General features: G+C 63.8%; 23 protein-coding genes. 12 read left to right on the plus strand and 11 right to left on the minus strand.

Annotated features, from left to right (window positions below):
• Positions 1-507: 507 nt before the first annotated feature.
• From erpA to clcA, 3 genes are all read right to left on the minus strand, one after another.
• On the minus strand, positions 508-858 hold the full coding sequence (gene erpA, locus BN1119_RS04745) for an iron-sulfur cluster insertion protein ErpA (RefSeq protein WP_041994731.1): 351 nt from the start codon (positions 856-858) through the stop codon (positions 508-510).
• Between the two features lie 70 nt (positions 859-928).
• Complete coding sequence (locus tag BN1119_RS04750; RefSeq protein WP_041994733.1) at positions 929-1,669, minus strand: DUF6776 family protein; 741 nt, start codon at positions 1,667-1,669, stop codon at positions 929-931.
• A gap of 56 nt (positions 1,670-1,725) precedes the next feature.
• Complete coding sequence (gene clcA, locus BN1119_RS04755) at positions 1,726-3,120, minus strand: H(+)/Cl(-) exchange transporter ClcA (RefSeq protein ID WP_041994736.1); 1,395 nt, start codon at positions 3,118-3,120, stop codon at positions 1,726-1,728.
• Positions 3,121-3,328: 208 nt separating this feature from the next.
• On the opposite strand from clcA, the gene hemL reads away from it, so the two are divergent.
• On the plus strand, positions 3,329-4,618 hold the full coding sequence (gene hemL, locus BN1119_RS04760; RefSeq protein WP_041994739.1) for a glutamate-1-semialdehyde 2,1-aminomutase: 1,290 nt from the start codon (positions 3,329-3,331) through the stop codon (positions 4,616-4,618).
• Positions 4,619-4,866: 248 nt separating this feature from the next.
• Complete coding sequence (locus tag BN1119_RS04765) at positions 4,867-5,628, plus strand: hypothetical protein (RefSeq protein ID WP_041994742.1); 762 nt, start codon at positions 4,867-4,869, stop codon at positions 5,626-5,628.
• A 476-nt stretch (positions 5,629-6,104) separates the two neighbouring features.
• On the opposite strand, the gene BN1119_RS04770 is transcribed toward BN1119_RS04765, so the two are convergent.
• The 4 genes from BN1119_RS04770 to hrpB form a co-directional block, all read right to left on the minus strand.
• Positions 6,105-6,779 carry an START domain-containing protein gene (locus BN1119_RS04770; protein WP_041994745.1) on the minus strand — a complete coding sequence of 225 codons (675 nt, stop codon included), beginning with the start codon at positions 6,777-6,779 and terminating at the stop codon, positions 6,105-6,107.
• 173 nt (positions 6,780-6,952) lie between these two features.
• Positions 6,953-7,351, minus strand: coding sequence for an SMU1112c/YaeR family gloxylase I-like metalloprotein (gene gloA2 / locus BN1119_RS04775; RefSeq protein WP_041994748.1), 399 nt, complete (start codon positions 7,349-7,351; stop codon positions 6,953-6,955).
• A 44-nt stretch (positions 7,352-7,395) separates the two neighbouring features.
• Positions 7,396-9,708: a penicillin-binding protein 1B gene (mrcB, locus tag BN1119_RS04780; protein WP_041994751.1), complete on the minus strand. Its 2,313-nt coding sequence runs from the start codon at positions 9,706-9,708 to the stop codon at positions 7,396-7,398.
• A gap of 224 nt (positions 9,709-9,932) precedes the next feature.
• Positions 9,933-12,392 carry an ATP-dependent helicase HrpB gene (hrpB, locus tag BN1119_RS04785; protein WP_041994754.1) on the minus strand — a complete coding sequence of 820 codons (2,460 nt, stop codon included), beginning with the start codon at positions 12,390-12,392 and terminating at the stop codon, positions 9,933-9,935.
• Positions 12,393-12,479: 87 nt separating this feature from the next.
• On the opposite strand from hrpB, the gene thpR reads away from it, so the two are divergent.
• The 9 genes from thpR to BN1119_RS04830 all read left to right on the plus strand — a co-directional run bounded on the left by thpR (position 12,480) and on the right by BN1119_RS04830 (position 19,558).
• Positions 12,480-13,010: an RNA 2',3'-cyclic phosphodiesterase gene (gene thpR / locus BN1119_RS04790; RefSeq protein WP_041994757.1), complete on the plus strand. Its 531-nt coding sequence runs from the start codon at positions 12,480-12,482 to the stop codon at positions 13,008-13,010.
• Positions 13,000-13,758 carry a DNA/RNA nuclease SfsA gene (sfsA, locus tag BN1119_RS04795; protein WP_041994760.1) on the plus strand — a complete coding sequence of 253 codons (759 nt, stop codon included), beginning with the start codon at positions 13,000-13,002 and terminating at the stop codon, positions 13,756-13,758. The genes thpR and sfsA overlap by 11 nt, the downstream gene beginning before the upstream one ends.
• Positions 13,759-13,860: 102 nt before the next feature.
• Positions 13,861-14,310: an RNA polymerase-binding protein DksA gene (gene dksA, locus BN1119_RS04800; RefSeq protein WP_041994763.1), complete on the plus strand. Its 450-nt coding sequence runs from the start codon at positions 13,861-13,863 to the stop codon at positions 14,308-14,310.
• 131 nt (positions 14,311-14,441) lie between these two features.
• Positions 14,442-15,338, plus strand: a complete 897-nt coding sequence (gene gluQRS / locus BN1119_RS04805) for a tRNA glutamyl-Q(34) synthetase GluQRS (RefSeq protein WP_041994766.1) — start codon at positions 14,442-14,444, stop codon at positions 15,336-15,338.
• Between the two features lie 127 nt (positions 15,339-15,465).
• Positions 15,466-16,938, plus strand: coding sequence for a polynucleotide adenylyltransferase PcnB (gene pcnB / locus BN1119_RS04810; RefSeq protein WP_041994769.1), 1,473 nt, complete (start codon positions 15,466-15,468; stop codon positions 16,936-16,938).
• Positions 16,938-17,435: a 2-amino-4-hydroxy-6-hydroxymethyldihydropteridine diphosphokinase gene (gene folK / locus BN1119_RS04815; protein WP_041994796.1), complete on the plus strand. Its 498-nt coding sequence runs from the start codon at positions 16,938-16,940 to the stop codon at positions 17,433-17,435. The genes pcnB and folK overlap by 1 nt, the downstream gene beginning before the upstream one ends.
• A gap of 11 nt (positions 17,436-17,446) precedes the next feature.
• The gene (gene panB / locus BN1119_RS04820; RefSeq protein ID WP_041994772.1) at positions 17,447-18,241 is read left to right on the plus strand and encodes a 3-methyl-2-oxobutanoate hydroxymethyltransferase; all 795 of its coding nucleotides are present in this window, start codon (positions 17,447-17,449) and stop codon (positions 18,239-18,241) included.
• A 98-nt stretch (positions 18,242-18,339) separates the two neighbouring features.
• Positions 18,340-19,197, plus strand: a complete 858-nt coding sequence (gene panC, locus BN1119_RS04825; RefSeq protein WP_041994775.1) for a pantoate--beta-alanine ligase — start codon at positions 18,340-18,342, stop codon at positions 19,195-19,197.
• A 13-nt stretch (positions 19,198-19,210) separates the two neighbouring features.
• Positions 19,211-19,558: a putative quinol monooxygenase gene (locus BN1119_RS04830; RefSeq protein ID WP_041994778.1), complete on the plus strand. Its 348-nt coding sequence runs from the start codon at positions 19,211-19,213 to the stop codon at positions 19,556-19,558.
• Between the two features lie 59 nt (positions 19,559-19,617).
• Here BN1119_RS04830 and BN1119_RS04835 read toward each other — a convergent pair whose 3' ends face one another.
• From BN1119_RS04835 to hpt, 3 genes are all read right to left on the minus strand, one after another.
• Positions 19,618-20,391, minus strand: a complete 774-nt coding sequence (locus BN1119_RS04835) for an ABC transporter permease (RefSeq protein WP_041994781.1) — start codon at positions 20,389-20,391, stop codon at positions 19,618-19,620.
• The gene (locus tag BN1119_RS04840) at positions 20,388-21,305 is read right to left on the minus strand and encodes an ABC transporter ATP-binding protein (protein WP_041994784.1); all 918 of its coding nucleotides are present in this window, start codon (positions 21,303-21,305) and stop codon (positions 20,388-20,390) included. Before BN1119_RS04840 ends, BN1119_RS04835 begins: the two co-directional genes overlap by 4 nt.
• Positions 21,306-21,394: 89 nt before the next feature.
• Positions 21,395-21,925: a hypoxanthine phosphoribosyltransferase gene (gene hpt / locus BN1119_RS04845; protein WP_041994787.1), complete on the minus strand. Its 531-nt coding sequence runs from the start codon at positions 21,923-21,925 to the stop codon at positions 21,395-21,397.
• A gap of 199 nt (positions 21,926-22,124) precedes the next feature.
• Here hpt and BN1119_RS04850 point away from each other — a divergent pair, with 199 nt between their 5' ends.
• Positions 22,125-22,736 carry a TetR family transcriptional regulator gene (locus BN1119_RS04850; protein WP_041994790.1) on the plus strand — a complete coding sequence of 204 codons (612 nt, stop codon included), beginning with the start codon at positions 22,125-22,127 and terminating at the stop codon, positions 22,734-22,736.
• Between the two features lie 65 nt (positions 22,737-22,801).
• Here BN1119_RS04850 and BN1119_RS04855 read toward each other — a convergent pair whose 3' ends face one another.
• Entirely contained in the window at positions 22,802-23,416 is a 615-nt protein-coding gene (locus tag BN1119_RS04855) for a flavin prenyltransferase UbiX (protein WP_041994793.1), read from the minus strand.
• Between the last annotated feature and the right edge of the window lie 123 nt (positions 23,417-23,539).

The following is a 23,539-nucleotide window of genomic DNA, read 5'->3' on the forward strand; positions in this document are numbered from 1 at the left end:
TTGCGTCGCTACCGAGGTAGTTCAGCGGCTCAATGAATTGCTGAAATAAACTGTTCGACTTCTTATTGCTAAGAAATCGTCTTGGTCACTTCACCAGACATTGAAAATCAAAAATTAATTTTGATGCTCGATGCTGTGAGTGCCCACACAGATTGCTTGATTCAAATTGTTAAAGAGCAGGGTCTGAAACTATACCCCTCACTGGGTTGCTTTGCAAGCCAGACCAGCTGCGCACTGCGCCGTGCTGATGGGGTCGCATTATAGGGGGCTGGAGTGTGATGACAAGCATAAATTGCATGTTTTTTTGATAAATCACAATTTCGTTTAAACATTGAACAAACATTGGTGGAATTCGCCGCACAGAGGCTCAGTAGGGTCATAATTTCAACGTACCCTGACCTGAACCAGGTCAGGATGGTGGCTGTCGAGACCTGAACTGCATCCTGTTCATGTGCCATGCAGATGTGTAAAAGGGCCCCCGGGGGCCCTTTTACCTGACAGCGTGTGTTAGATGGAGAAACTGGAACCACAACCACAGGTGGTGGTGGCATTGGGGTTCGTTACCAGGAAACGCGATCCCTCCAGGCCCTCGCTGTAGTCGACGCTACCGCCGACCAGGTACTGCAGGCTCATGGGATCGATCACCATGGTGACGCCGTTCTTCTCCACCACGGTGTCGCCTTCATTGATTTTCTCATCGAAGGTAAAACCATATTGGAAGCCAGAGCAGCCACCGCCCGTGATATATACCCGCAACTTGAGTTCGGGGTTTTCCTCTTCGGTGATCAGGGTCTTCACCTTCTTTGCCGCCGCATCCGTCATCTGGATTGGCAACGGGGCTTCTGCTACTGCACTCATTACTGACCTCACAACCATGACATCCACAAACATGGAAACCGCGAAATTATCCAATACCCGACCATTTAGTTCAAGTATTCACCAAGCCAACCTCGCCGGGCTGGGTGGTGGTCGCCCCTGCCGGGGTCTGCTCGCTCGGGGCGCCCAATAGGGGTTTGAGCACCTGGCTCCATTCTACCAGCAGCTCCTGCTCGGGCTGACGGCCGTTTTTCCCTATGGTGATCCGCACCCGGTCCGGGATAAATCCTTCCGGCAACTGCCAATCCCCTTCCAGCAACTGAAAGTAACGCAGAGAGTAGCGTCCTGCTCCCGCTTTCATCTGCAGATCCCGCTCCCCCAGACTCCTGGGCTGACCATCCTGGCTGCCTTCTATGCGTATCTGGACCTGGCCGCGAAACAGCTCCCGCTGCTTGGATGGCTGGGTCAGTGCCAGGCGGTAGTGGTAGCGGTTGGCCACGTTGCTCTCTTGCACCGTCAGATTGTCGATGACCACGCCGCTCTGCTCCCCTTGCGGACGCATGATCCGCTCGAAGAAGGCCAGCTGGCGTTTCAACTCCTGGGTTTGTGTCTCCTGGGATTTGAGCAGTTGCTGCAGCTGTTCGAAGGCCGCCTGCTGGGTGGCGAGCCGGGTGTCCTTTATCCCGAGTTCCGATTCGAGCCTGGCGATGGCCTCGGTCTGGCGCGCCAGGGTCTGCTGCTGTACCTCGAGCAGGCTGCTCTGGGCCAGTTCCTGGCGATTGCCGACCAGATATCCGCCCAGCAATCCCAGGACAAGCGCCCCAAGCAGTAGCCACTTCTGTGTCATGGGCATATCACCTCGTCTGGCTCTCCCCTGTTCTGACTATATATGAGCATCGACCGCAACAATCAGCCCGCCTTGCTGGTGTCGGCGAGACGCAGCCGTTCGGCCATGCGCAGGGTGCGCTCCAGGATCTGGGAATACAGGGGTCGTCCCCCCAGCCACTGCGCCACTATGGTGGCCCCTATGGTGGTGATCATCATGGGCAGTATGAGCTGATAGTTGTCTGTCATCTCGGTGACCAGCACGATCCCGGTCACGGGGGCGCGCACGGTTGCCGCGAACAGAGCTCCCATGCCGGCGATGGCGAAGGCCCCCGGCTCTATGCCAAGGTCGGGGAAGGCGGCGTGAAAGATATAGCCAAAGACCAGTCCGAACAGGGTCCCCAACGCCAGGGTCGGTGCGAACACCCCGCCTGGCGCCCCCGAGCAGAAGCAGACCAGGGTCGCCACCAGCCGCACCGAAAAGATGACGAACAGGGTGGCCATCGCATATCCGCCGTCCATCAACTGGGGGATCAGATCTGTGCCCCCTCCCGTCACCGAAGGGACGAAGAGCGACAGCACGCCAAAGGTGCCCGCCACCAGCATGCCGATGGCCACGAAGCGGTGGCGCTTGTTCTGATGCAGGGCCAGATAGCCATCCTGACAGGCCAGCACCAGCTTGTTGAAGACAAACCCCAGCACCCCGAATGCCGCCCCCATGAAGAGAAACAGCCAGAGAGCCTTGAGGGCCGGGGCATCATAGTGAGGCAGGGCGATGACAGGGTGCTGCCCCTTCATGTTCTGCAAGGTCAGGGTTGCCATCACGGCCGAGATGGCGACCGCCTTGATGGCAAGGAAGGAGTAGCGAAACTGGGGACGCATCTCTTCCATCACGAACAATATGCCGGCCAAAGGCGCGTTGAAAGCCGCCGCCAGCCCGCCGGCGGCCCCGGCTGCCAGCAGGGCATGACCATGCTCCTTGGGCAGCCGGAAGAGATCGGCCACCATCTTGCCGACATTGCCGCCGATCTGGACCGAGGGTCCCTCACGGCCGAGCACCATGCCGGAGCTCAGGGTGCAGATGCCCCCGAAGAACTTGACCGGCAGCACCCGCCACCATCGCACCGGCCGCAGGTCCTCCATGGCGCCCTCAATCTCCGGAATGCCGGATCCTCCGGCCTCGGGAGCGAAGGTGTGGGTCAGAAAATAGCCCACCATGCCGAGCAGGGCGCTGATGGCGAACCCCATCAGCAGCAGTTGCCACCAGGGGCGATCCGCCAGCAGCAGACCGCGCTGCGCGATCACCCAGCTGACGCCAGATTCAAACAGTCCGCATACCAGGCCAGCCAGGATGCCGACGATGGCGGCGAGCAGCAGCACCCAGAGCGGCATCTTGTCCTGTTGAATGAGCCGAAGCACCAGTCGAGGATGGGAGCCGGCCGGTACCGGATCAGATGAGAAGAGACTGTCTTGCGCCATGAGAAAACCCGTTGCCTACGGTTGGATAAGACCCGGCCTGCTGCCCACCAGAGGGCTTTCTGCTATAGTCGGCCCGTTTAAATGTCACTGGGCACCTGAGTGCGCCGGGTTGCGAGAAGCATGAGCATACCCTGTCGAGGCGCGACTGCCGAGCCTGGATCCGCCTCGCCCCCTGCAGTGACGGTCAAAATCCCATTAAGGATGATCCATGTCAAAATCAGATCAGCTGTTTGAACAGGCCTGCCAGACCATTCCCGGCGGCGTCAACTCACCGGTACGCGCCTTCAACGGCGTGGGGGGCACTCCCCTCTTCATCGAGCGCGCAGACGGCGCCTATCTCTATGATGTGGATGGCAAGGCCTATGTCGATTACATAGGTTCCTGGGGCCCCATGCTGCTGGGTCACAATCACCCGACCATCAAGGCCGCCGTCATTGCCGCGGTCGAAAAGGGGCTCAGCTACGGCGCCCCCACCGAGATCGAAGTGCGGATGGCCCAGAAGGTTCGCGAGCTGGTGCCTTCCATGGAGCAGGTACGCATGGTCAACTCGGGCACGGAGGCGACCATGAGCGCCATTCGTCTGGCCCGTGGCTATACCGGTCGCGACAAGATAGTGAAGTTCGAAGGCTGCTACCACGGTCATGCCGACTCCCTGCTGGTCAAGGCCGGCTCCGGCGCCCTCACCCTGGGCCAGCCCAACAGCCCGGGCGTCCCCGCCGATTTCGCCAAACACACTCTCACCTGCGTCTATAACGATCTGGACTCGGTACGGGACGCCTTCGCGCAATATGGCGACGAGATCGCCTGCATCATCGTCGAGCCGGTGGCGGGCAACATGAACTGCATTCCGCCCCTGCCCGGCTTCCTGCAAGGACTGCGTGCCATCTGCGATCAATTTGGCGCCCTGCTGATCCTCGACGAAGTGATGACCGGATTCCGGGTCGCCCTGGGCGGCGCCCAGGCCCACTACGGGGTTGATCCCGACCTGACCACCCTCGGCAAGATCATCGGCGCCGGCATGCCGGTGGGCGCCTTCGGCGGCAAGAAGAAGGTGATGCAGCACATAGCGCCGACCGGCCCCGTCTATCAGGCCGGCACCCTCTCCGGCAACCCGGTCGCCATGGCCGCCGGGCTCGCCATGCTGGATCTGCTGCAAGCCCCCGGCCTGCACCAGCAACTGGCCGAGAAGACCGCCGCCGTCGCCGAAGGGCTCAAGGCCGCAGCGGCCAAACACGGCATCCCCCTCGCCATCACCCATGTGGGGGGCATGTTCGGCTTCTTCTTCACCGACGAGGCCGAGATCAGCCGCTTTGATCAGGTCAAGCGCTGCGACATGGCACGCTTCAAGCGCTTCTATCACCTCATGCTGGAAGAGGGTGTCTACCTGGCACCGAGCGCCTATGAGGCCGGTTTCCTCTCCCTGGCCCACGGCGAGCAGGAGATAGCCCACACCCTGGCGGCGGCGGATCGCTGCCTCGCCAGGCTGGCTCAGGCCTGAGCCGCGCCGAACCCTGTCTAAAAAGGGGCCGTTCGGCCCCTTTTAAACGCTAAACCGGGCGAACGCCCGGGCCCTTCAGCCCTGCCCCTTTGCACCAAACTGGTGCCAAACCTGCGCCTTGCCCCAAGTTGCCACAGGATCTCATCACCCGACCGCCACACAGGCGTCATCTCGGACCATCAATATGGGCCCGTAACTTGCAGTCTCGGTGCAAGACACTGTTTCTCGGCAATCCTCTGGAGGTACCCATGGCCAATATGAGCCCCATTGACCTCATTCGCCGCTATCAGGAGTACGAGCCCGAGCTGCACCTGCTGATGCTCGGCCTGCTCCAGCACCCGGACAAGGCGCTGGCACGCTACCCCTTCGTACTGACCACGGCCCGCCAGGAAGGGCCCGTCACCATACTGGCCCCCTACCCCACCGCCCAGGGCGAGCTGCACCTTCAGCTGCAGGGGGAAGGGCGCCTCATCACCCTCGACCTGCAGGGGCTGATCGCCTGGCTGATGGGGGACAAGCAACGCCGCAGGCTCACCCCCTGGTTCAAGCTGGTCTATGTGCTGCTCAGCGTGGCACTGTTTCTCATCGTCGCCAGCCTGATCTGGCATGGCCTGCACGAGCTCTACCTGCTCGCCTGTGGCGAGAGCCGCAACCGGCTCGGGGCCTTCAGCGCCATCATCTTCCTGACTCTGGCGCTGGCGGTGTTCGATCTGGGCAAGACCATACTGGAAGAGGAGGTGCTGCTTCATAAGGACATCTTTCGCCACAGCGCCATCCGCCGCACCATCACCCGCTTCATCGCCGCCATCCTGATCGCCGTCTCCATCGAGGGACTGCTGCTGTTGTTCAAGGGCTCCCTCGGCCAGACCGAGCTGCTCTGGCCCGCGGTGGGGGTGATGGCCTGCGCCGTGGGTCTGCTGGTGGGCCTTGGCCTCTATGTCTTCCTCGGCGCCCGGGCGGAGGCGGCCCTGGTGCAGGCCAGCCAGCGCCCGGCACCGCCAGACAAGTAGCGCCATGACGCCCACGAGCATAAACCAGGGGAGGAGCCCGTTATCAGGGCGGTTTCATTGCATGCAGGAATAGAAGGGAAGAACCCGAATATCAGGGCGATCTCATTGCATGCAGAAATAGAGTGGAAGAATCCGAATATCAGGGCGATCTCATCGCATGCAGAAATAGAGTGGAAGAACCCGAATATCAGGGCGATCTCATTGCATGCAGGAACAGAAGGGAAGAATCCGAATATCAGGGCGATCTCATTGCATGCAGAAATAAAGTGGAAGAATCCGAATATCAGGGCGATCTCATTGCATGCAGGAATAGAGGGGAAGAATCCGAACGGCTCTGCTATTACTTGTGGTCGGGGGCCCGTCCCTCGCCTCATCGACTCACCCCTGGTCATTTCGCGACGACCACTGTTGCCGATGAGCCCAAGCCCAAAGCGAGCCGGTTCATCCCGGCTCGCTTTTTAACATGGATCAGACCGTCACTGCCCGGACGGACAGAGCTGGGCTGCCATGAGGCCGGTCGTCTTGCCGTCCTCCATCAAACGCTTTATTGCCACGAAACTCTCGAAGGCGGACGTGGCGGCGACCTGATTGACCAGCCACCCCGGCAGCTGGCCCCCGGGATGGGTGTAGGTTTCGAGGCGAATCAGGCTCTCCCCCGCCCCGAGCGGCGTCGCCTGCCACAACCCCTGGCTTGCGCGGATCCGCACTAGTCCCGGGGTAGGAGGCAGCGCATCGGCGTCGGCCCAGACCCGCAGGCGCAGGCCGCAACCGGGCAGCCACTCGAGGCGGGAGCGGGTGATGAGCTCCCTGTCCTGTGCAGGCCAGGGCGCCGCCAAGCGGGTGTAGACCAGATCCTCCAGGGGAGTCGGTCTGGCGAGCAGTCGCACCTCCCGGCTGCCCGGCAGCCACTGCCTGTGATTGGCCGTGTCCCGCAGCACCGCCAGCAGGGCGGCAGGCCTGGCCGCCACCCGCATCTCCAGCCTGAGGGCCTGGAAGGGGCCGGGGGGATTGGCTCTGGCCCAGAGCCGGACAGGGCCCTGCTCTCGCACCAGCGTCCAGTCGGAGGCGGCCCAGGCCCCGGGACCCGGCAGCAGGCTCAGCATCAGCCACCCCAGCAGAACGGCTCCGCGCCTCAAGCTCCCTCTTGTCATCCGCTTCTCCTGATCCTGTGTCGACCCTGGGCAGGGTCACGCCCGGATCTGCCTGCCGGGGCTATCCCTTGTTTCGAATGGGGATTGAGTGAGCCGATCTGGCGGCCGCCTCCCCTGCTGGCACAGCTGCCATCCAGGGCGCCATATGTCACTCAATGCTCCTTATATACCGCTCAGGGCTGTTCCACCAGCTCGAGGGGCAGGCCATCGGGATCGGCAAAGAAGGTGAAGCGGCAACCGGTCAGTTCATCGACCCGGATCGGTTCCACCGCGATGCCATGGGACTCGAGATGGGCCAGTACGGGCGCCAGGGCGGGCACCCGGAACGCCAGATGACGCAGACCGCATGCCTCCGGCCGGTTCGGTCGCGCCGGGGGGGACGGAAAACTGAACAGCTCTATCTGGCTGCCATCTGGCAGGGCCAGATCCAGCTTCCAGGATTGACGCGCCTCGCGCAGGGTCTCGTTGATGATGGGCAGCCCCAGCACCTCGTGATAGAAGCGCCGGGAGACCTGATAGTCGCTGGCGATGATGGCCAGATGGTGGATACCGCCAAGCAGAGGTGAACGCATGCAGACTCCGACAAAAATGGGCTGCCGTCGCAGCCCATCACAGGTTAGTTGAAGAAACCGCTGAACCACTGATCCAGGGCGCTGTCCGGGCTGCCACCGCAACTGGCGGGAGCCGGCAGGCTGGCCAGCCTGGCCGGTACCTGCAGGCTGCCGGGGCAGTTAGCCGAGACCCGGGTGCCGCTGGAGCGGGCGAAGCTGGCCCAGCTCACCCCCTTGGGCATGGTGAGGGTCAGGCTGTTGACCCCCCGCTGGCCCAGATAGCCGCTGAACAGCTGGAGCGCACCGCTGGAGCCGGTCAGACCCGCCGGTGTGTTGTCATCCCGACCGACCCAGATGCTGACCAGCTCGCTGTTGTCCATGCCGGCGAACCAGGAGTCCCGCAGCTCGTTGGTGGTACCCGTCTTGCCCGCCATGGTGATGCCCGGGAAGCGGGCGGTGAGGGAGCGCGCCGTGCCCTCGCTCACCGTCTTGGTCATGGCGAACAGGGTGAGCCAGCTGGCATCCTGATCCGCGACCCGCTTGGCGCTCTGATCATGCTGATACACCAGCTTGCCATCCCCTCCCACCACGGCGCGAATGGCAGACAGCGGCTGGGTTAGGCCCTGGTTGGCGATGGGCAGATACATCTGGTTCACCTCCATGGGCGAGAGCGCCACCGCCCCCAGCACCAGAGAAGGATAGGGCTGGATCTCCTGTTCGACCCCCAGCTTGTGCAGGGTATCGACCACCTTGTCCAGTCCCACCTGCAAGCCCAGGTTGACCGTGGGCACGTTGAGGGAGTGGGCCAGCGCCTCCATCAGGGGGACGCTCTGGCGGAACTTGCGATCATAGTTCTGGGGCGTCCACAGCTGGCCATCCTTGCCGCGAATGCGGATAGGCTGATCTTTGAGCGGCGTGCCCAGGGTCAGGCCGCTGGAGAGGCCGGTGAGATAGACGGCCGGCTTGACCAGGGAGCCTATCTGGCGACGGGCATCCAGGGCACGGTTGAAGCCGGCGTAGCGGGGATCCCGTCCCCCCACCAGGGCGACCACCTCCCCCTTGCGCCAGTCGGAGACCACCATGGCCGCCTCCAGCTTCTTCTTGCCCCGCTGTTTCTCTATGGTGGCCAGCCCCGACTCCACCGCCTGCTCGGCGGCGTGCTGGGCGATGGGATCCAGGCTGGTGAAGATCTTGAGGCCGGACTGGCTGAGCAGGTCCCCGCCGAAGCGACTCTGCACCTCGCGCTTGAGCAGGTTCATGAAGGCCGGGGTGCGGCCATAGCTCATCTTGCCACGGGTGATGATGCCAAGGGGCTGTTTGCTGGCAAGCTGGTACTCGGGCTGGGTCAGGCTGCCATGATCCGCCAGCAGTTTGAGCACCAGATCCCGGCGCGCCTTGGCCCGCTCCGGATAGCGCCAGGGATCGTAATAGGAGGGCCCCTTCACCAGCCCCACCAACAGGGCGACCTGATCGATGTCCAGCTCGTTGACCGGCACGCCGAAGTAGAAGTAGGAGGCCAGCCCGAAGCCGTAGACCCCTTGCGAGAAGTTCTGCCCCAGATAGACCTCGTTGAGATAGGCCTCCAGGATCTCGTCCTTGCTGTAGCGGTAGTCAATCAGCACCGCCATGTAGGCCTCCTGCAGCTTGCGCCACAGGCTGCGCTCCCGGGTCAGGAAGAAGTTCTTGGCCAGCTGCTGAGTCAGGGTACTGCCCCCCTGCACCGTGCGTCCCGCCAGCAGGTTGGCCGCCATGGCGCGCATGATGGCCACAGGGCTCACCCCCCCGTGCTGATAGAAGTCTCTGTCTTCCGTGGTGAGCAGGGTGACGAGCAGACTGTCGGGCACCTCGGCCAGACGCACCAGCAGGCGATCCTCCCGCCCTTCGGGATTGAGTCTGTCCAGCAGCACGGGGTCCATCTGGGCGTACCCCAGCTGACGCTGGTTCTCCATGGACTGGATCTTGTCCAGCCGGGGCCCGTTGAAGGAGAGCCGCATGGCGCGCGCCTTGTCGGCGCCGTCATAGAAGTCGAACGGCCGGCGCACCAGCTCTATGGTATTGCCTTCCACCCGGTATTCGCCCGGGGTATGGGGCTGGCGCACCGGCTTGTAGCTCAGCATCTTGAGCTCGCGCAGCATCTGATCCCGCGACAGTCGCTGCCCCGGATAGAGCTCCAGCGGGCGGCTGTAGACCATGACCGGCAGCTGCCACTTCTCGCCGTCGAAGCGCTCGCGCACCTTGGTATCCAGATAGATGCCAAAGACCACCAGGAAGGCGGCAACCACCAGGGATAGCTTGAAGCCAAGCCAGAACAGCGTGCGCCAGAGGGTGCGTTTGGGCGCCGCCTTCTTGGGGGTGCGCTTGCGTCGTTGGGTTGCCATGGTTCCTCTTCTCTATGTCGTTATGTCGCCGTTGCCGACGGAGTAAACGGTCGGCCATGTCGCCGACCGTGCCTGAGCCGGCCTGGATGCCGGGCTCACCTCTTGTGCTGTTGTCGCTCGCCGGGAGCTTGTCCCGGCGGTGAAATGGACACAGCTCACTGCGGCGGCCCATCTTCTTGTTCCTCGCCCCCCGCAGGGCCGTCCTGATGCTCCCAGTGCCCTGACTAGAGCCCCATCTTCTTCTTGGTGACCCGGGTCGGCATGGCCTCAAGCGGGTTGTCAGGCCAGTAGTGGCGCGGATAGCGCCCCTTCATCTCTTTCTTCACCTGCTCGTAGGAGCCCGCCCAGAAGGCGCCGAGATCGGCGGTGATCTGCAACGGCCGCTGGGCCGGGGAGAGCAGCTCCACCACCAGGGCCACCCGGCCATCGGCCACGCAGGGGGTGCTGGCCTGACCGAACATCTCCTGGATCCGCACCGGGATCACCGGGGCCTGGCCCGGCTGATAACGGATCCGCACCCGGCTGCCGGTGGGGGCGGTGAAGTGGCTCGGCAGCGCCTCGTCCAGGCGTCTGGGCAGGGGCCAGGGCAGGGACTGGCGCAACAGCTCGGAGAGGTTCAGCCTCTTGAGCTGCTCCAGCCGGGTCATGCCGCTCAGGGCCGGCAGCAACCACTCCTCAAGGCGCGCCAGCAGGCTCTCGTCGTCCATGGCGGGCCAGCCCTCGTCCGCCAGCCAGTCGGCCGCGCAGCGCAACCGGGCCAGCAGCCCCTCGCTGCCCTCGTCCCAGGGCAGCACGTGCAACCCCTTGCGGCGGATCCCCTGCAGCAGACAGCGCCCCTTCTGCTCGTCGGAGAGGTCCTCCAGGGGCCGCTGGCCCAGCACCAGTTCGCCGATCACCTGCTGGCGCTCGGCCCGCACCCGCTCCTCCCGTTCGTCCCAGTCGAACCACTGGCGTTCGCTCACCAGCTCGGGCAGCTGGCGCACCAGCTCGTCCAGCATCACGGGCTCGGCGATGAAGATGCGGCTGCCGCGATCATTTTGCCCCATCTCGACGGCGACCAACGCCTGGGCGCCCTGACAGGGATGACCTTCTACCAGATCGCAGCTCACCCCACCACTGAGTTGATAGCGGTGGCCGCTGCGCAGCTTGCCTATCCGGTCCGGCCAGGCGAGGGCGCACAGCAGGCCGAGCCACTGCCCCTGGGGACCGGGCTGCGCGGCGCCAGCCCTGAGCCCGAGGCGCTCGAACCAGCGGGCCGCCCCCTGGCGCAGGGCGCCCTGACGGCGATGAAACAGCACGCCGAGGCGCTCGGATCCTCGCAGATCCTCTTCCAGCAGTGCCACCAGATAAGCGGCATCGGCGACAATCCCTGTCAGACCCTCGGCCTCCAGCTCCCGGGCCCGCAGCAACAGGCGAGCCAGACGAGGATGGGTTCCCAGGGCCGCCATGGCCCTGCCGCCAGGGGTCAGCTGTTGCTCGCTCCCCGGCGCCATGGCCCCCAGGGTCACCAGCAGCCGCCGGGCGCTGGCCAGGGCCGCTGCCGGGGGCTGATCCAGCAGCGGCAGGCTCTCCACCCTGGCGCCCCACTGGGCGGCATCCAGCAGCAGACCGGTCAGCTCCTGGGTCAGGATATCGGGGGGACTCTGCTCGGGAAGGCGCTCCTGCACCTCGGCGCTCCACAGCCGGTAGCAGACGCCGGGGCCGAGGCGACCGGCCCGGCCCGCCCGCTGGGTGGCAGATGCCTTGGCGATCTGGCGGGTCTCCAGCCGGGTGACACCGCTTCTCAGGTCGAAGCTGGCGCGCCGCTCCAGCCCGCTGTCGATGACCATGCCGATCCCCTCTATGGTGAGGGAGGTCTCCGCCACATTGGTGGTGAGCACCAGCTTGCGCTGACCGGCCGGCGCCGGGGCGATGGCGGCCTGCTGTGCCGCCATGTCGAGCCGACCATAGAGGGGAGCGAGGCGCACGTCGTCCGGCAGCCTCCCCTCCAGCCACTGGGCGAGCCGCTCTATCTCCCCCTGCCCCGGCAGAAACACCAGGGCGCTGCCCGGCCGGGCCGCCAGCGCCTCCAACACCACGGCGCCCACCTGGGGCTCCAGCCATTGCTGGCGATTGGCGGGACGGTAATGGTACTCGATGGGAAAGCTGCGCCCCTCGGCACGAATGACGGGGGCGTCCGGCAACAGCGCCTCGAGGGCCATGCCCTCCAGGGTGGCGGACATCACCAGCAGCCTGAGGTCCTCCCTCAGCCCCTGCTGGCTCTCGATGGCGAAGGCCAGGGCGGTGTCGGCATGCAGGCTGCGCTCGTGGAATTCATCGAAGATCACCAGGGACACGCCGGTCAGCTCGGGGTCTTGCTGCAACATCCGGGTCAGCACCCCCTCGGTCACTATCTCGAGCCGGGTGGCCGTACTGGTCCGGCTCTCCCCTCGCACCCGCAGGCCGATGCGCTCCCCCACCTTCTCCCCGAGCTGGCGCGCCAGGAAGCTGGCGATATTGCGCGCCGCGAGGCGTCTGGGCTCGAGCATGATGATGCGCCCGGGCAGCCGCTGCTGGCGCACCAGCTCCAGGGGCAGCAGGGTCGACTTGCCCGCACCGGGGGGCGCCTGCAGGATCACGCTGGTCCCCGCCTCCAGGGCGGCAAACAGTTCGGGCAACACGGCAACTATGGGTAATGGGGACAAAGCGGCGAAAACCTTCTGTAACTGGCTTAAAAACGCCGCCTATTCTGCCATAGAATGGGGCCCTGGCATCAGCGTGAACCCAAATGCATGTCCCGACTCTTTTTTGCCCTGCCCCTCGACGAGATCAGCTTGCCCCTCGTCACCTGGCGCGATCGGCTCCCCTGGCCAGGCCAGGGGGTGCCCCAGGCCAACCTGCACCTGACCCTGGCCTTCCTCGGCGAAGCCAGCGAGCAGCAGCGCGAGCAGCTGCTCGCGGCGGGGGCGCGCCAGCACTGCCCGCCCCTGACCATCGCCCTGGATCGCACCGGCTGGTTTCCCCGGGCCAAGGCGGCCTGGGTTGGCCCACGACAGTGGCCCAACGAGCTGACCGTGCTGGCGAGGGCACTGCGCCGCCACGGCGAGCGCATCGGCCTTGGCAATGGCGAACAGGGCTATACCCCCCATGTCACCCTGTCGCGCAAGGCGGGGGAGGCCCCCGCCACCCCGGCTCCCGACTTTCTCTTGCAGGCCACCCGGTTCTGCCTCTATCAATCCACCTCTACCCCGGATGGGGTCAGCTATGAGCCCCTGGCCTGCTGGCCCCTGCGACCACGAGCAAAGAACACAGATGGAATTTGATCCCCCCCTGCAATCCGGCCTGCTGCTGCGCCGGTACAAGCGCTTCCTCACCGACATACTGCTCGATGATGGCCAGGAGCTCACCATTCACTGCGCCAACACAGGTGCCATGACAGGGTGCGCCGATCCGGGCACACGGGTCTGGTACTCCACCTCGAACAACCCCAAGCGCAAGCTGCCCCACAGCTGGGAGATAGCCCAGAGCCCGGCCGGTCACCTCATCTGCGTCAACACGGCCCGGGCCAACACGCTGACCCGGGAACTGCTCGAGCGAGACGCCCTCGCCCCCCTCGCTGGCTATGACACCCTCAGGGCCGAAGTGAAGTATGGCGAGGAGAACAGCCGCATCGACTTCCTGCTGCAGGGCCAGGGCCGGGCGGATTGTTATATAGAGGTGAAGTCGGTGACCCTGCTCGACGAGCGGGAGGGGGCCGGCCTTGGCTACTTCCCCGATGCGGTGACGGCACGGGGCGCCAAGCACCTGCGCGAGCTGATGGCAATGAAGGCGGCGGGCCACAGGGCCGTGCTGCTGTTCATGGTGCTGCACACGGGTATCATTCGGGTTCGCCCGGCAACCTGGATAGATCCGCACTATAGTCAGCTTGTTGAGCAGGCTCGGTTGGCAGGGGTTGAAATTTTATGCTACCGCCCCCATCTTGGGGTGCAGCGCATGGAACCTGATGGATTTATTCCGTTTGAATCTGTTTTGTGCGACCCGAGTGTGGCTGATAAAAGTGGGATTGGATAACATATTTGGCACTGCTCGTTTGCCTAGCCGTTACCCTTCTGCTATAGATACCGCCCTCAATTTATGGATGGCACGATTGCGTGCTGAATTAGGAGACAGGGCATGCCAACAGGCGAAATCAGGAAATCTCTGGGCCCCCTGGCCATTGCGGGAGTCGCACCTTACCAGGAGAAGCCGGGTGAGGAGTACATGAATGACCAACAGAAGGCTCATTTCCGCAAGATCCTGGGTGCCTGGCGCAATCAATTGATGCAGGAAGTGGACCGCACCGTCGATCACATGAAGGATGAGGCTGCCAACTTCCCGGATCCCGTGGACCGCGCCGCACAGGAAGAGGAATTTGCCCTCGAACTGCGCACCCGCGATCGTGAGCGCAAGCTGATCAAGAAGATCGAGAAGACCTTGCTGCTGCTGGACGATGACGACTTCGGTTATTGCGAACACTGCGGCATCGAGATCGGCATCCGCCGCCTCGAGGCACGTCCTACCGCCGATCTGTGCGTGGACTGCAAGACGCTGGCCGAGATCAAAGAGAAACAGATGGCGGGTTGATCCACCGTTTGCACCATCCGGGCCCTGGCCCGGTCGGAATAGAAAAGGGGGCACACTGCTCCCTTTTTTATTGAGCTTTTACCACCCCGGCGCGAGAATGGCGCCTCCATGCTTACCTCGTCTCTGTCGTCATGCCCCTGAATCCAGCCATCTGTGCCCCCTATGTGGGACGTTTCGCCCCCTCCCCGTCCGGTCCGCTCCATTTTGGCTCCCTGGTCGCGGCGCTGGGCAGCTTCCTGCAGGCACGGTCCCGTGGGGGACGCTGGCTGGTGCGCATCGAAGATCTGGATCCGCCGCGGGAGATGGCCGGGGCGGCCAGCCTGATCCTGCAGGCCCTGGAGGCCTACGGCCTGGAGTGGGATGGCGAGGTGGTGTACCAGAGCCGGCGCCATGACCGCTACGACGAGATCATCGCGCGCCTCTATCGGGACGGGGATCTCTACTGGTGTCGCTGCACCCGGCGCGAGATAGCGGCCAGGGGCGGCCTCTACAATGGCCATTGCCGCGAGCTGGGACTGGCCCCCCAGGGCTGCGCCGCCCGCATCCGCCAGCGCCACCCCGTCTACGGCTTCCAGGATGGCCTGCTCGGCGCCATCCAGGTGGCCCCCGCCCTGGCAGAGGAGGACTTCATCATCCGTCGCCGGGACGGGCTCTATGCCTACAACCTGGCGGTGGTGGTGGATGACATGGATGCGGGCATCACAGAAATAGTGCGCGGCGCCGATCTGCTCGAGCCCACGGTGCGCCAGATCGCGCTTTACCAGGCGCTCGGGGCCGAGGTGCCCGCCTGGGTGCATCTGCCGCTGGCGGTACTGGGGGATGGCAACAAGCTGTCCAAGCAGAACCATGCCCCGGCCCTGTGCCTGGACGAGGTGAGACCCACCCTGATCCAGGCCTTGCGCTTTCTCGGCCAGCAGCCGCCCGAGACGCTGGCCGCCTGCCCGGTCCATGAGATCATCGCCTGGGCCATCGCCCACTGGCGGCTGAGTCGGGTGCCGAAAACGCCACAACCGGCACCGGGAACCTGACCCCGGACCGCGCGGTTTTTCATTTGGTCAAGGCTGAGCTATGATAGGCCGCTATTTTTCGGCCACCCATCCAGCTGAACCAGGATAGGCCGCTGTTTTCAAGTCGGCCTTCCGTCAATCTGAAGTCATGAAGAGGTGTACCATTTTTTCCCAGATCGCAAACTTTTGCCGCAAGGTGCTCGGCAAGGAAGAGGGCGAAGAGTCTATCGCGACTCAAGAGCCTGTCCAGACTGCCGCCCAGCCGAGCGTCGGACCAAGACGCACGCTGAGCCGTGACCAGCACCCCATCTCGCGCAAAGAGATCAGTGAGAATGCCCTCAAGGTCCTCTATCGCCTCAACAAGGGCGGCTATGACGCCTATCTGGTTGGCGGAGGAGTCCGGGACATTCTGCTCGGCAGGACGCCGAAGGATTTTGACATCGCCACCAACGCCACCCCGGAGCAGATCAAGGCGCTGTTCAGCAACTGCCGTCTCATCGGTCGCCGCTTCCGCCTGGCCCATATTGTATTCGGCCGCGACGTGATCGAGGTCGCCACCTTCCGTGGTCACCATCACCAGGTCAACAACAGCCGCCATATCTCGGCCCAGAGCGATGAGGGCATGCTGCTGCGGGACAACGTCTACGGCACCATCGAAGAGGATGCCGAGCGCCGCGACTTCACCGTCAATGCCCTCTACTACAGCGCCAAGGATTTCACCCTGCACGATTTCGAGGGGGGCATAGAGGATCTGGCCGAGCGCAAACTGGAGCTGATCGGCGACCCCGAGACCCGCTATCGCGAAGATCCGGTACGCATGCTGCGCGCCGTGCGCTTCGCCGCCAAGCTGGACATGCACATCAGCCCGCGCACTGCCGCCCCCATCAGGGAGCTGGCACCGCTGCTGCAAGACATTCCGGCGGCCCGCCTGTTCGAGGAGACCCTCAAGCTGTTCCTGGCCGGCGACGGCCTGGCCACCTACAAGCTGCTGCGGGAATACGGTCTGTTCCAGCAACTCTTCCCCCAGGTTGCCGCCCTGTTTACCCCCCACGGCAACTCGCCATTCGAGCAGTTCATCGAACACGCCCTGACCGATACCGACACCCGGGTACGCGAAGAGAAGCGGGTCACCCCCGCCTTCCTCTACGCCGCCCTGCTGTGGGGCTGTGTCGAGGCCCGGGCCCGGGTGCTGGAGAACGAGAGCGGCCTGCCCTGGCATGACGCCTTCATGCTGGCCATCAACGAGGTGCTCGACGCCCAGGTACGGATCATCGCTGTGCCGCGCCGCTTCACCACGGACGTGCGCGACATCTGGGCCCTGCAGAGCCGCTTGACTCGTCGTCAGGGCCGTCACCCTGAGCGCGCCATGGAACATCCCAAGTTCCGCGCCGCCTTCGACTTCCTGTTGCTGCGCAACCGGGTCGAACGGGGCCTGGGCGAGCTGGCCAGCTGGTGGGAACGCTATCTGGAGTCCAACCCGGACGTGCGCCCCCAGCTGCAACGGGAAGCGACCCGCGGCAGCGATCGCCAGAGCGCGGACAAACCCCAGGGCGAGAAGCGCAGCGGCAATGGCCGCAACCGTCGCCGCCCCCGTCGTCGCAAGCCCAGAGCGGCAGAATGATGACCGAGGTCTATGTTGCCATCGGCTCCAACCTGGCCGACCCCCTCGGCCAGGCTCGCCGCGCCGTCAGCGCACTGGCGGCCCTGCCAGAGAGCGCAGTGCAACAGGCCTCCTCCTTTTACAGCAGCCGCCCCATGGGGCCGGCCGATCAGCCGGACTACGTCAACGCCGTGGTTCGCCTGACGACCCGACTCGCCCCCCTGGCCCTGCTGGATCAACTGCAAAGCATCGAGCTGGAACAAGGACGTGTGCGCAAGGAAGAGAGATGGGGGCCGAGAAGCCTGGACCTGGATCTGCTGCTCTATGGTGACGAGTGCATCCAGAGCGAGCGGCTGACCGTCCCCCACTACGGCATGAAGGAGCGGGAGTTCGTGCTGCTGCCCCTGGCCGAGATCGCGCCCGCTCTGGTGCTGCCCTGCGGCACCCCGCTCAACGACCTGGTCGCCCGCTGCCCGCGCAATGATCTCGCCATCATAGCCCCGGCAGCCCACCCCTAGGAGCCATTCAAGTGAGCAAGATCACCACCGCCAGCCTGCTGAAGATGAAGCAGGACGGTCATAAAATCACCGCCATCACCGCCTACGATGCCACCTTCGCCAAGCTGTTCGACGACGAGGGGGCCCAGGTGCTGCTCATCGGCGACTCTCTCGGCATGGTATTGCAGGGGGGCAACGACACCCTGGGCGTCACCATGGATGACATGGTCTACCACACCCGCTGCGTGGCCCGCGGCGCCGACAAGGCGCTGGTGGTGGCCGATCTGCCCTTCATGAGTTACGCCACGGCGGAGCAGACCTATGGCAATGCCGCCCGCCTGATGGCCGCCGGCGCCCGCATGGTGAAGATGGAAGGGGGCGACTGGCTGTGCGAGAGCATCCGCCATCTGACCCGCAACGGCGTGCCTGTCTGTGGCCACCTGGGGCTGACCCCGCAATCCGTCCACGTGTTTGGCGGTTTCAAGGTGCAGGGCCGTGACGAGTTCCACGCCCAGGAGATCTACCGTCAGGCCCTCTGCCTGCAAGAAGCGGGCATCCAGCTGCTGGTGCTCGAGTGCGTACCGGTCGCCCTGGCCGAGCGCATCACCAAGGCGCTGCGCATTCCGGTGATCGGCATAGGCGCAGGCCCGGCCACCGACGGCCAGATCCTGGTGATGCACGATGCCTTCGGCATCACCTCCGGCTATGTGCCCAAGTTCACCAAGAACTTCCTGGCCGAGACGGGTGACATGCACGCCGCCGTACGGCTCTACATCCAGCAGGTGAGCGAGGGTACCTTCCCGGGCCCAGAACACTGCTTCAACTGAGCCTGACCGTGTCGAGACGGGGCCGGCGCCCCGTCTCCCATCGTCCGTCAGACCGATTTACCCCTCTCTTGTTTGACTCCTCTGAAGGTGAACCGCCGATGTTGGTCGTGAACAACCCCCTCCCCTTGCGTGAACAGATCGGCCAGTGGCGCCGCGAAGGGCGCGCCATCGCATTCGTCCCCACCATGGGCAACCTGCATCAGGGCCATCTGACCCTGGTCGATGAGGCCCGCCGCCACGGCGAGAAGGTGGTGGTCAGCATCTTCGTCAACCCCATGCAGTTCGACAAGGCCGAAGATCTCGCCAACTATCCGCGCACCCTGGAGCAGGACTGCGCCGCCCTCGAGGCCGCCGGTGTCGACCTGGTCTTTACCCCGACTCCGGAGATCATGTATCCGGAGGGGCTCGCCAGCCAGACCTTCGTCGAGGTACCCGGCATCTCTTCCCTGCTGGAAGGGGCGCTGCGCCCGGGTCACTTTCGCGGGGTCAGTACCGTCGTCACCAAGCTGTTCAACCTGGTGCAACCGGATGTGGCCTGCTTCGGCCAGAAGGACTACCAGCAGCTGGCCCTCATTCGCAAGATGGTGGCCGACATGGCCATGCCCATCGCGATCGTCGGGGTGCCGACGGTGCGGGCCGAGGACGGGCTGGCCCTCTCTTCGCGCAACGGCTATCTGACCGCCGAGGAGCGGGCCATCGCCCCCGAACTGGCGCGCACCATGCACTGGATAGCCGGGCAGATCGCCGGGGGCAACCGGGATCTGGCCGCCCTGGTCGCCACCGCCAGCGCCCGTCTCGACGGAGCCGGGTTCAGGACGGACGCCATCGACATCGTCGATGCCGACACCCTCGAAGCGGCCAGCGCCGCCAGCCAGCGCCTGGTGATCCTGATGGCGGCCTTCCTCGGCAAGGCCCGCCTCATCGACAACTGCGTCGCTCCCCTCACTCACCCCTGATCAGGAGAATACCGTGTCCAAGAAGGTCTATTGCATCGCCCAGTTCCTGCCCAAGCCCGGCCAGGAACAGGCCCTGTTCGCCGTGCTCCAGGGGCTGGAACCCAACACCTTGCGCGAAGATGGCTGCCTACAATACAGAGTCACCCGCCATATCCAGAGCCCCTTTGCCGAGGGGGAGAGCTTCCCCATCGTCTTCAACGAGATCTGGCAGGACATGGCCAGTTTCGAGGCCCACTGCCAGCGCGCCGAGATCAAGGCCTTCTTCGAGCGATATTGCCTGGCCGAGGACGGCCTGGCGGCCAAGTGGAACGTCTGCGTCTACAGCGACGAACCGGCGGACTATGACGCCCCTGCCCTTTGAGGCTCTGCACCAGACAAAGAAAAAAGGCGCCCGAAGGCGCCTTTTTCATTGGTTGTCACTCAGTGGCGCAGCCCGGTACCGCGGGAGATCAGCCACCAGGCCAGACCGTAGAGGGCGACGATGAAGCCGATGATGATGAGGTAGGCGGTGCCGAGCGGCACGTCGGAGATGCCGAGGAAGCCGTAGCGGAACGCGTTCACCATGTAGATGATGGGGTTCACCTGGGAGACGGCCTGCCAGAACGGCGGCAGCAGGGTGATGGAGTAGAAGACCCCGCCCAGGTAGGTCAACGGCGTCAGAATGAAGGTCGGTATGATGCTGATGTCATCGAACGACTTCGCGAACACGGCGTTGATCAGCCCCCCCAGGGAGAACAGGATGGAGGTGAGCAGCACCGTCAGGCAGACGCTGAACAGGTGATGCACCTGGAGCGGCACGAAGAAGAGCGACACCAGGGTGACGATGAGGCCGACACACAGACCCCGGGCCACCCCGCCGCCCACGTAGCCGGCGATGATGATGTAGTTGGGCACGGGGGCTACCAGCAGCTCCTCCACGTTGCGCTGGAACTTGGCACTGTAGAAGGAGGAGGCGACGTTGGAGTAGGAGTTGGTGATGACCGACATCATGATGAGGCCGGGCACGATGAACTCCATGTAGCTGAAGCCCCCCATCTCGCCGATGCGCGAGCCGATGAGGTTGCCGAAGATGACGAAATAGAGGCTCATGGTGATGGCTGGCGGCACCAGGGTCTGGATCCAGATCCGGGTGAAGCGGCTCACTTCCTTGGCCAGGATACTCTTGAAGGCGATGTAATAGGTCATGGGATTCATGCTTTGCGTCCCTCCTCTACCAGGTTGACGAACAGCTCTTCCAGCCGGTTTGCCTTGTTGCGCATGCTCAGCACCTTCACCCCCTGGGTGGAGAGCTGCTCGAACAGGCTGTTGAGGGACTGGCTCTTCTCCAGCTCCACCTCCAGGGTGTGCTCATCCAGCATGCGGCCGTTGAACTCGGGCAGGCTCGGCACCTGACTGCCGGGCACCAGATCCAGCAGGAAGGTCTCGCGCCCCAGCTTGCCCAGCAGGTTCTTCATGCTGGTGTGCTCGATGAGGCGCCCCTTGTCGATGATGCCGATGTTGCGACACAGCATCTCCGCCTCTTCCAGGTAATGGGTGGTGAGAATGATGGTGACCCCCTGCTCGTTGAGATCCTTGAGGAAGCTCCACATGGAGCGGCGGATCTCGATGTCCACCCCGGCGGTCGGTTCGTCCAGGATCAGCAGCTTGGGTTCGTGCATCAGGGCGCGGGCTATCATCAGGCGGCGCTTCATGCCGCCGGAGAGGGTACGGGCCGCCATGTCGCGCTTGTCCCACAGATCGAGCTGGCGCAGGTACTTCTCGGCGCGCACCTTGGCCTCGGCCCTCGGCACCCCGTAAAAACCCGCCTGGTGAGTGACTATCTGGCTCACCTTCTCGAACTGGCTGAAGTTGAACTCCTGGGGCACCAGGCCGAGCTGGGCCTTGGCCAGCTCCAGGTCGGTGTCGATGTCGTGGCCAAACACCTTGACCTTGCCGGCGCTCTTGTTGACCAGGGAGCTGATCACGCCGATGGTGGTGGACTTGCCCGCCCCGTTCGGGCCGAGCAGGGCGAAGAAGTCCCCCTGCTTGACGGTGAGATCTATGCCTTTAAGGGCTTCGACGCCCCCCTGATAGGTCTTTCTCAGTCCGCTGATTTCCAGTGCGTTCATGACATCCCCTGATGGCGAAGTGCCATCTCGAATCTATGAGACAGAAAAGGCGGCCTAGGCCGCCTGCAGGCATGAGCAATGTAGCGACATTACTCCTGCGGTACCACCTTGCCGATGAAGGGCAGGTTTCGATACTTCTGGGCGTAATCGATGCCGCAGCCTACCACGAATTCGTCGGGAATGGAGAAGCCGATCCAGTCCACCGGCACGTGTACCTCGCGGCGGGACGGTTTGTCCAGCAGGGTGCAGATGGCCAGGGATTTGGGTTCGCGCAGGGAGAGGATCTCGCGCACCTTGTTGAGGGTATAACCGGTGTCGATGATGTCCTCGACGATCACCACGTCCTTGCCCTTGATGTCGTCATCCAGGTCTTTGAGGATGCGCACATCCCGGGTGCTGTGCATGCCGGAGCCGTAACTGGATGCGGTCATGAAGTCCAGGGTGATGGGCAGCTGGCACTGGCGGCAGAGATCCGCCAGGAAGACACAGGAGCCGCGCAAGAGGCCAATCATCACCACCTCATCCGAGCCCTGATAACGGGCGGTGATCTCTTCACCCAGCTTGGCAATCCGGGCGGCCACCTCGGCCTCGGAAATCATCACCTCGACGTTGTGTTTCATCACATACTCCATTGGGGTCAGCAGAGGCCGCCCCTTCATTGATATCAAAACCGTTGATTCTACCACCCTAGCCAGGGGTCGTCAGGCATACGTGATGCTTTTATCGGCTTATTTAAATTGTTAGAGTTAGCACGCCCCCGGGCATTATCGGTGACCATACTATAAACACCATAATCAATAACTATTAGATGAAAAAATCATGGAACCACGCGCAGAAATAAGACGGAGAACCCGGCTTTCACCGGAGGCCCGTCGCACTCAACTCATGGAATGTGCCATCGAGGTATTCTCTCGTCGCGGCATCGGCCGGGCAGGCCATGCCGAGATAGCAGAACAAGCCAAGGTGTCAGTTGCAACCGTTTTCAACTACTTCAATACCCGTGAAGAACTCGTGGATGAGGTGCTCACCGAGATAGAGCAGTTCGTGCACCAGATGCTGGAACAGGCTTATGCGGGCAACCGCCCGGTCCGGGAACGCATTCACAGCCATGTTCAGCTGTTCGTCGATGCGGCCTATGACAAGCCGGATCACGCCAACATCTGGCTGGAGTGGAGCTCCTCGGTACGGGAAGAGGTGTGGCCCCGCTATGCCATGCTGCTGGACAAGGCGCTGGAGCGCATCACTCCGGCACTGCAGTCCGCCATGGACCAGGGTGAAATCCAGAGCGTGCTGAGCGCCCAGGATCTGGCCCGCTCCCTGACCGGTTTTGGCTACGTCATGATGCAGATGATCAACTCCCCCCAGCGCCCGGCGCGCGACGAGGTGGCCGAGTTTCTGTTCAAGTACGTGACGGCCCCCATCCAGGCCTGACCCCCCTCACTACGACAAACGGCGCCCTGGGCGCCGTTTTTGTTCGCACTCTCCTTCACCCGCCCTCAGGCTTGCGGGCCCGCATACCCCCAGCGGGCGGTGAGTCCATGATCGATCCCCAGATGATCCAGGATGCGGGCCACCATGAAGTCCACCAGATCCTCGATACTCTTCGGCTCATGATAAAAACCCGGCGCGGCAGGCATGATGGTCACCCCGAGACGGGCCAGGCTCAGCATGTTCTCCAGATGGATCGCCGAGAAGGGGGTCTCGCGAGGCACCAGGATCAACTGGCCCCGCTCCTTGATCACCACGTCCGCCGCCCGCTCCAGCAGGCTGTCGGAGGCGCCATGGGCGATGGCGGAGACGGTCCCCATGGAGCAGGGGCAGACCACCATCTGCTTCGGGGCCGCCGAGCCGGAGGCCACGGGGGAGAACCACTCCTCCTTGCCGCAGGCGACGATCTGCCCCTCTTTGGCGCCAAACTCGCGGCAGAGCTGCTCGGAGAGCGCCTTGGGGGAGGCGGGCCAGTCGATGCCCTGCTCCGTCTTGAGCACCACCCGGGCCGCCGAGGAGGCCAGCACGAACACCTGATAGTCCGCCTGCACCAGGCACTGGAGCAGTCGCAGCGCATAGGGAGCCCCGGAGGCGCCGGTCAGGGCAAGCGTGATGCGCTTCATGCCGGTTGCCGCTGTTGCAGACGCGCCAGCAGCTTGTCGTGAATGCCGCCAAACCCGCCGTTGCTCATGATGAGGATATGATCGCCGTCGCGGCTCTCGGCCACCAGCTCGCCGATCAGGGTC

It is taken from the genome of Aeromonas bivalvium, from assembly GCF_000819765.1.
Classification (GTDB): domain Bacteria; phylum Pseudomonadota; class Gammaproteobacteria; order Enterobacterales; family Aeromonadaceae; genus Aeromonas; species Aeromonas bivalvium.

What these genes read in the sequence shown, in the direction of transcription:
- gluQRS (WP_041994766.1), top strand. Translation starts at nt 14,442, where the DNA reads ATGCCCCTGAATCCAGCCATCTGTGCCCCCTATGTGGGACGTTTCGCC.
- mrcB (WP_041994751.1), bottom strand. Translation starts at nt 9,708, where the DNA reads ATGGCAACCCAACGACGCAAGCGCACCCCCAAGAAGGCGGCGCCCAAA.
- dksA (WP_041994763.1), top strand. Translation starts at nt 13,861, where the DNA reads ATGCCAACAGGCGAAATCAGGAAATCTCTGGGCCCCCTGGCCATTGCG.
- gloA2 (WP_041994748.1), bottom strand. Translation starts at nt 7,351, where the DNA reads ATGCGTTCACCTCTGCTTGGCGGTATCCACCATCTGGCCATCATCGCC.
- hemL (WP_041994739.1), top strand. Translation starts at nt 3,329, where the DNA reads ATGTCAAAATCAGATCAGCTGTTTGAACAGGCCTGCCAGACCATTCCC.
- pcnB (WP_041994769.1), top strand. Translation starts at nt 15,466, where the DNA reads ATGAAGAGGTGTACCATTTTTTCCCAGATCGCAAACTTTTGCCGCAAG.
- BN1119_RS04765 (WP_041994742.1), top strand. Translation starts at nt 4,867, where the DNA reads ATGGCCAATATGAGCCCCATTGACCTCATTCGCCGCTATCAGGAGTAC.
- BN1119_RS04855 (WP_041994793.1), bottom strand. Translation starts at nt 23,416, where the DNA reads ATGAAGCGCATCACGCTTGCCCTGACCGGCGCCTCCGGGGCTCCCTAT.
- panC (WP_041994775.1), top strand. Translation starts at nt 18,340, where the DNA reads ATGTTGGTCGTGAACAACCCCCTCCCCTTGCGTGAACAGATCGGCCAG.
- folK (WP_041994796.1), top strand. Translation starts at nt 16,938, where the DNA reads ATGACCGAGGTCTATGTTGCCATCGGCTCCAACCTGGCCGACCCCCTC.
- BN1119_RS04840 (WP_041994784.1), bottom strand. Translation starts at nt 21,305, where the DNA reads ATGAACGCACTGGAAATCAGCGGACTGAGAAAGACCTATCAGGGGGGC.
- BN1119_RS04770 (WP_041994745.1), bottom strand. Translation starts at nt 6,779, where the DNA reads ATGACAAGAGGGAGCTTGAGGCGCGGAGCCGTTCTGCTGGGGTGGCTG.
- clcA (WP_041994736.1), bottom strand. Translation starts at nt 3,120, where the DNA reads ATGGCGCAAGACAGTCTCTTCTCATCTGATCCGGTACCGGCCGGCTCC.
- sfsA (WP_041994760.1), top strand. Translation starts at nt 13,000, where the DNA reads ATGGAATTTGATCCCCCCCTGCAATCCGGCCTGCTGCTGCGCCGGTAC.
- BN1119_RS04750 (WP_041994733.1), bottom strand. Translation starts at nt 1,669, where the DNA reads ATGCCCATGACACAGAAGTGGCTACTGCTTGGGGCGCTTGTCCTGGGA.
- hpt (WP_041994787.1), bottom strand. Translation starts at nt 21,925, where the DNA reads ATGAAACACAACGTCGAGGTGATGATTTCCGAGGCCGAGGTGGCCGCC.
- thpR (WP_041994757.1), top strand. Translation starts at nt 12,480, where the DNA reads ATGTCCCGACTCTTTTTTGCCCTGCCCCTCGACGAGATCAGCTTGCCC.
- BN1119_RS04850 (WP_041994790.1), top strand. Translation starts at nt 22,125, where the DNA reads ATGGAACCACGCGCAGAAATAAGACGGAGAACCCGGCTTTCACCGGAG.
- erpA (WP_041994731.1), bottom strand. Translation starts at nt 858, where the DNA reads ATGAGTGCAGTAGCAGAAGCCCCGTTGCCAATCCAGATGACGGATGCG.
- BN1119_RS04835 (WP_041994781.1), bottom strand. Translation starts at nt 20,391, where the DNA reads ATGAATCCCATGACCTATTACATCGCCTTCAAGAGTATCCTGGCCAAG.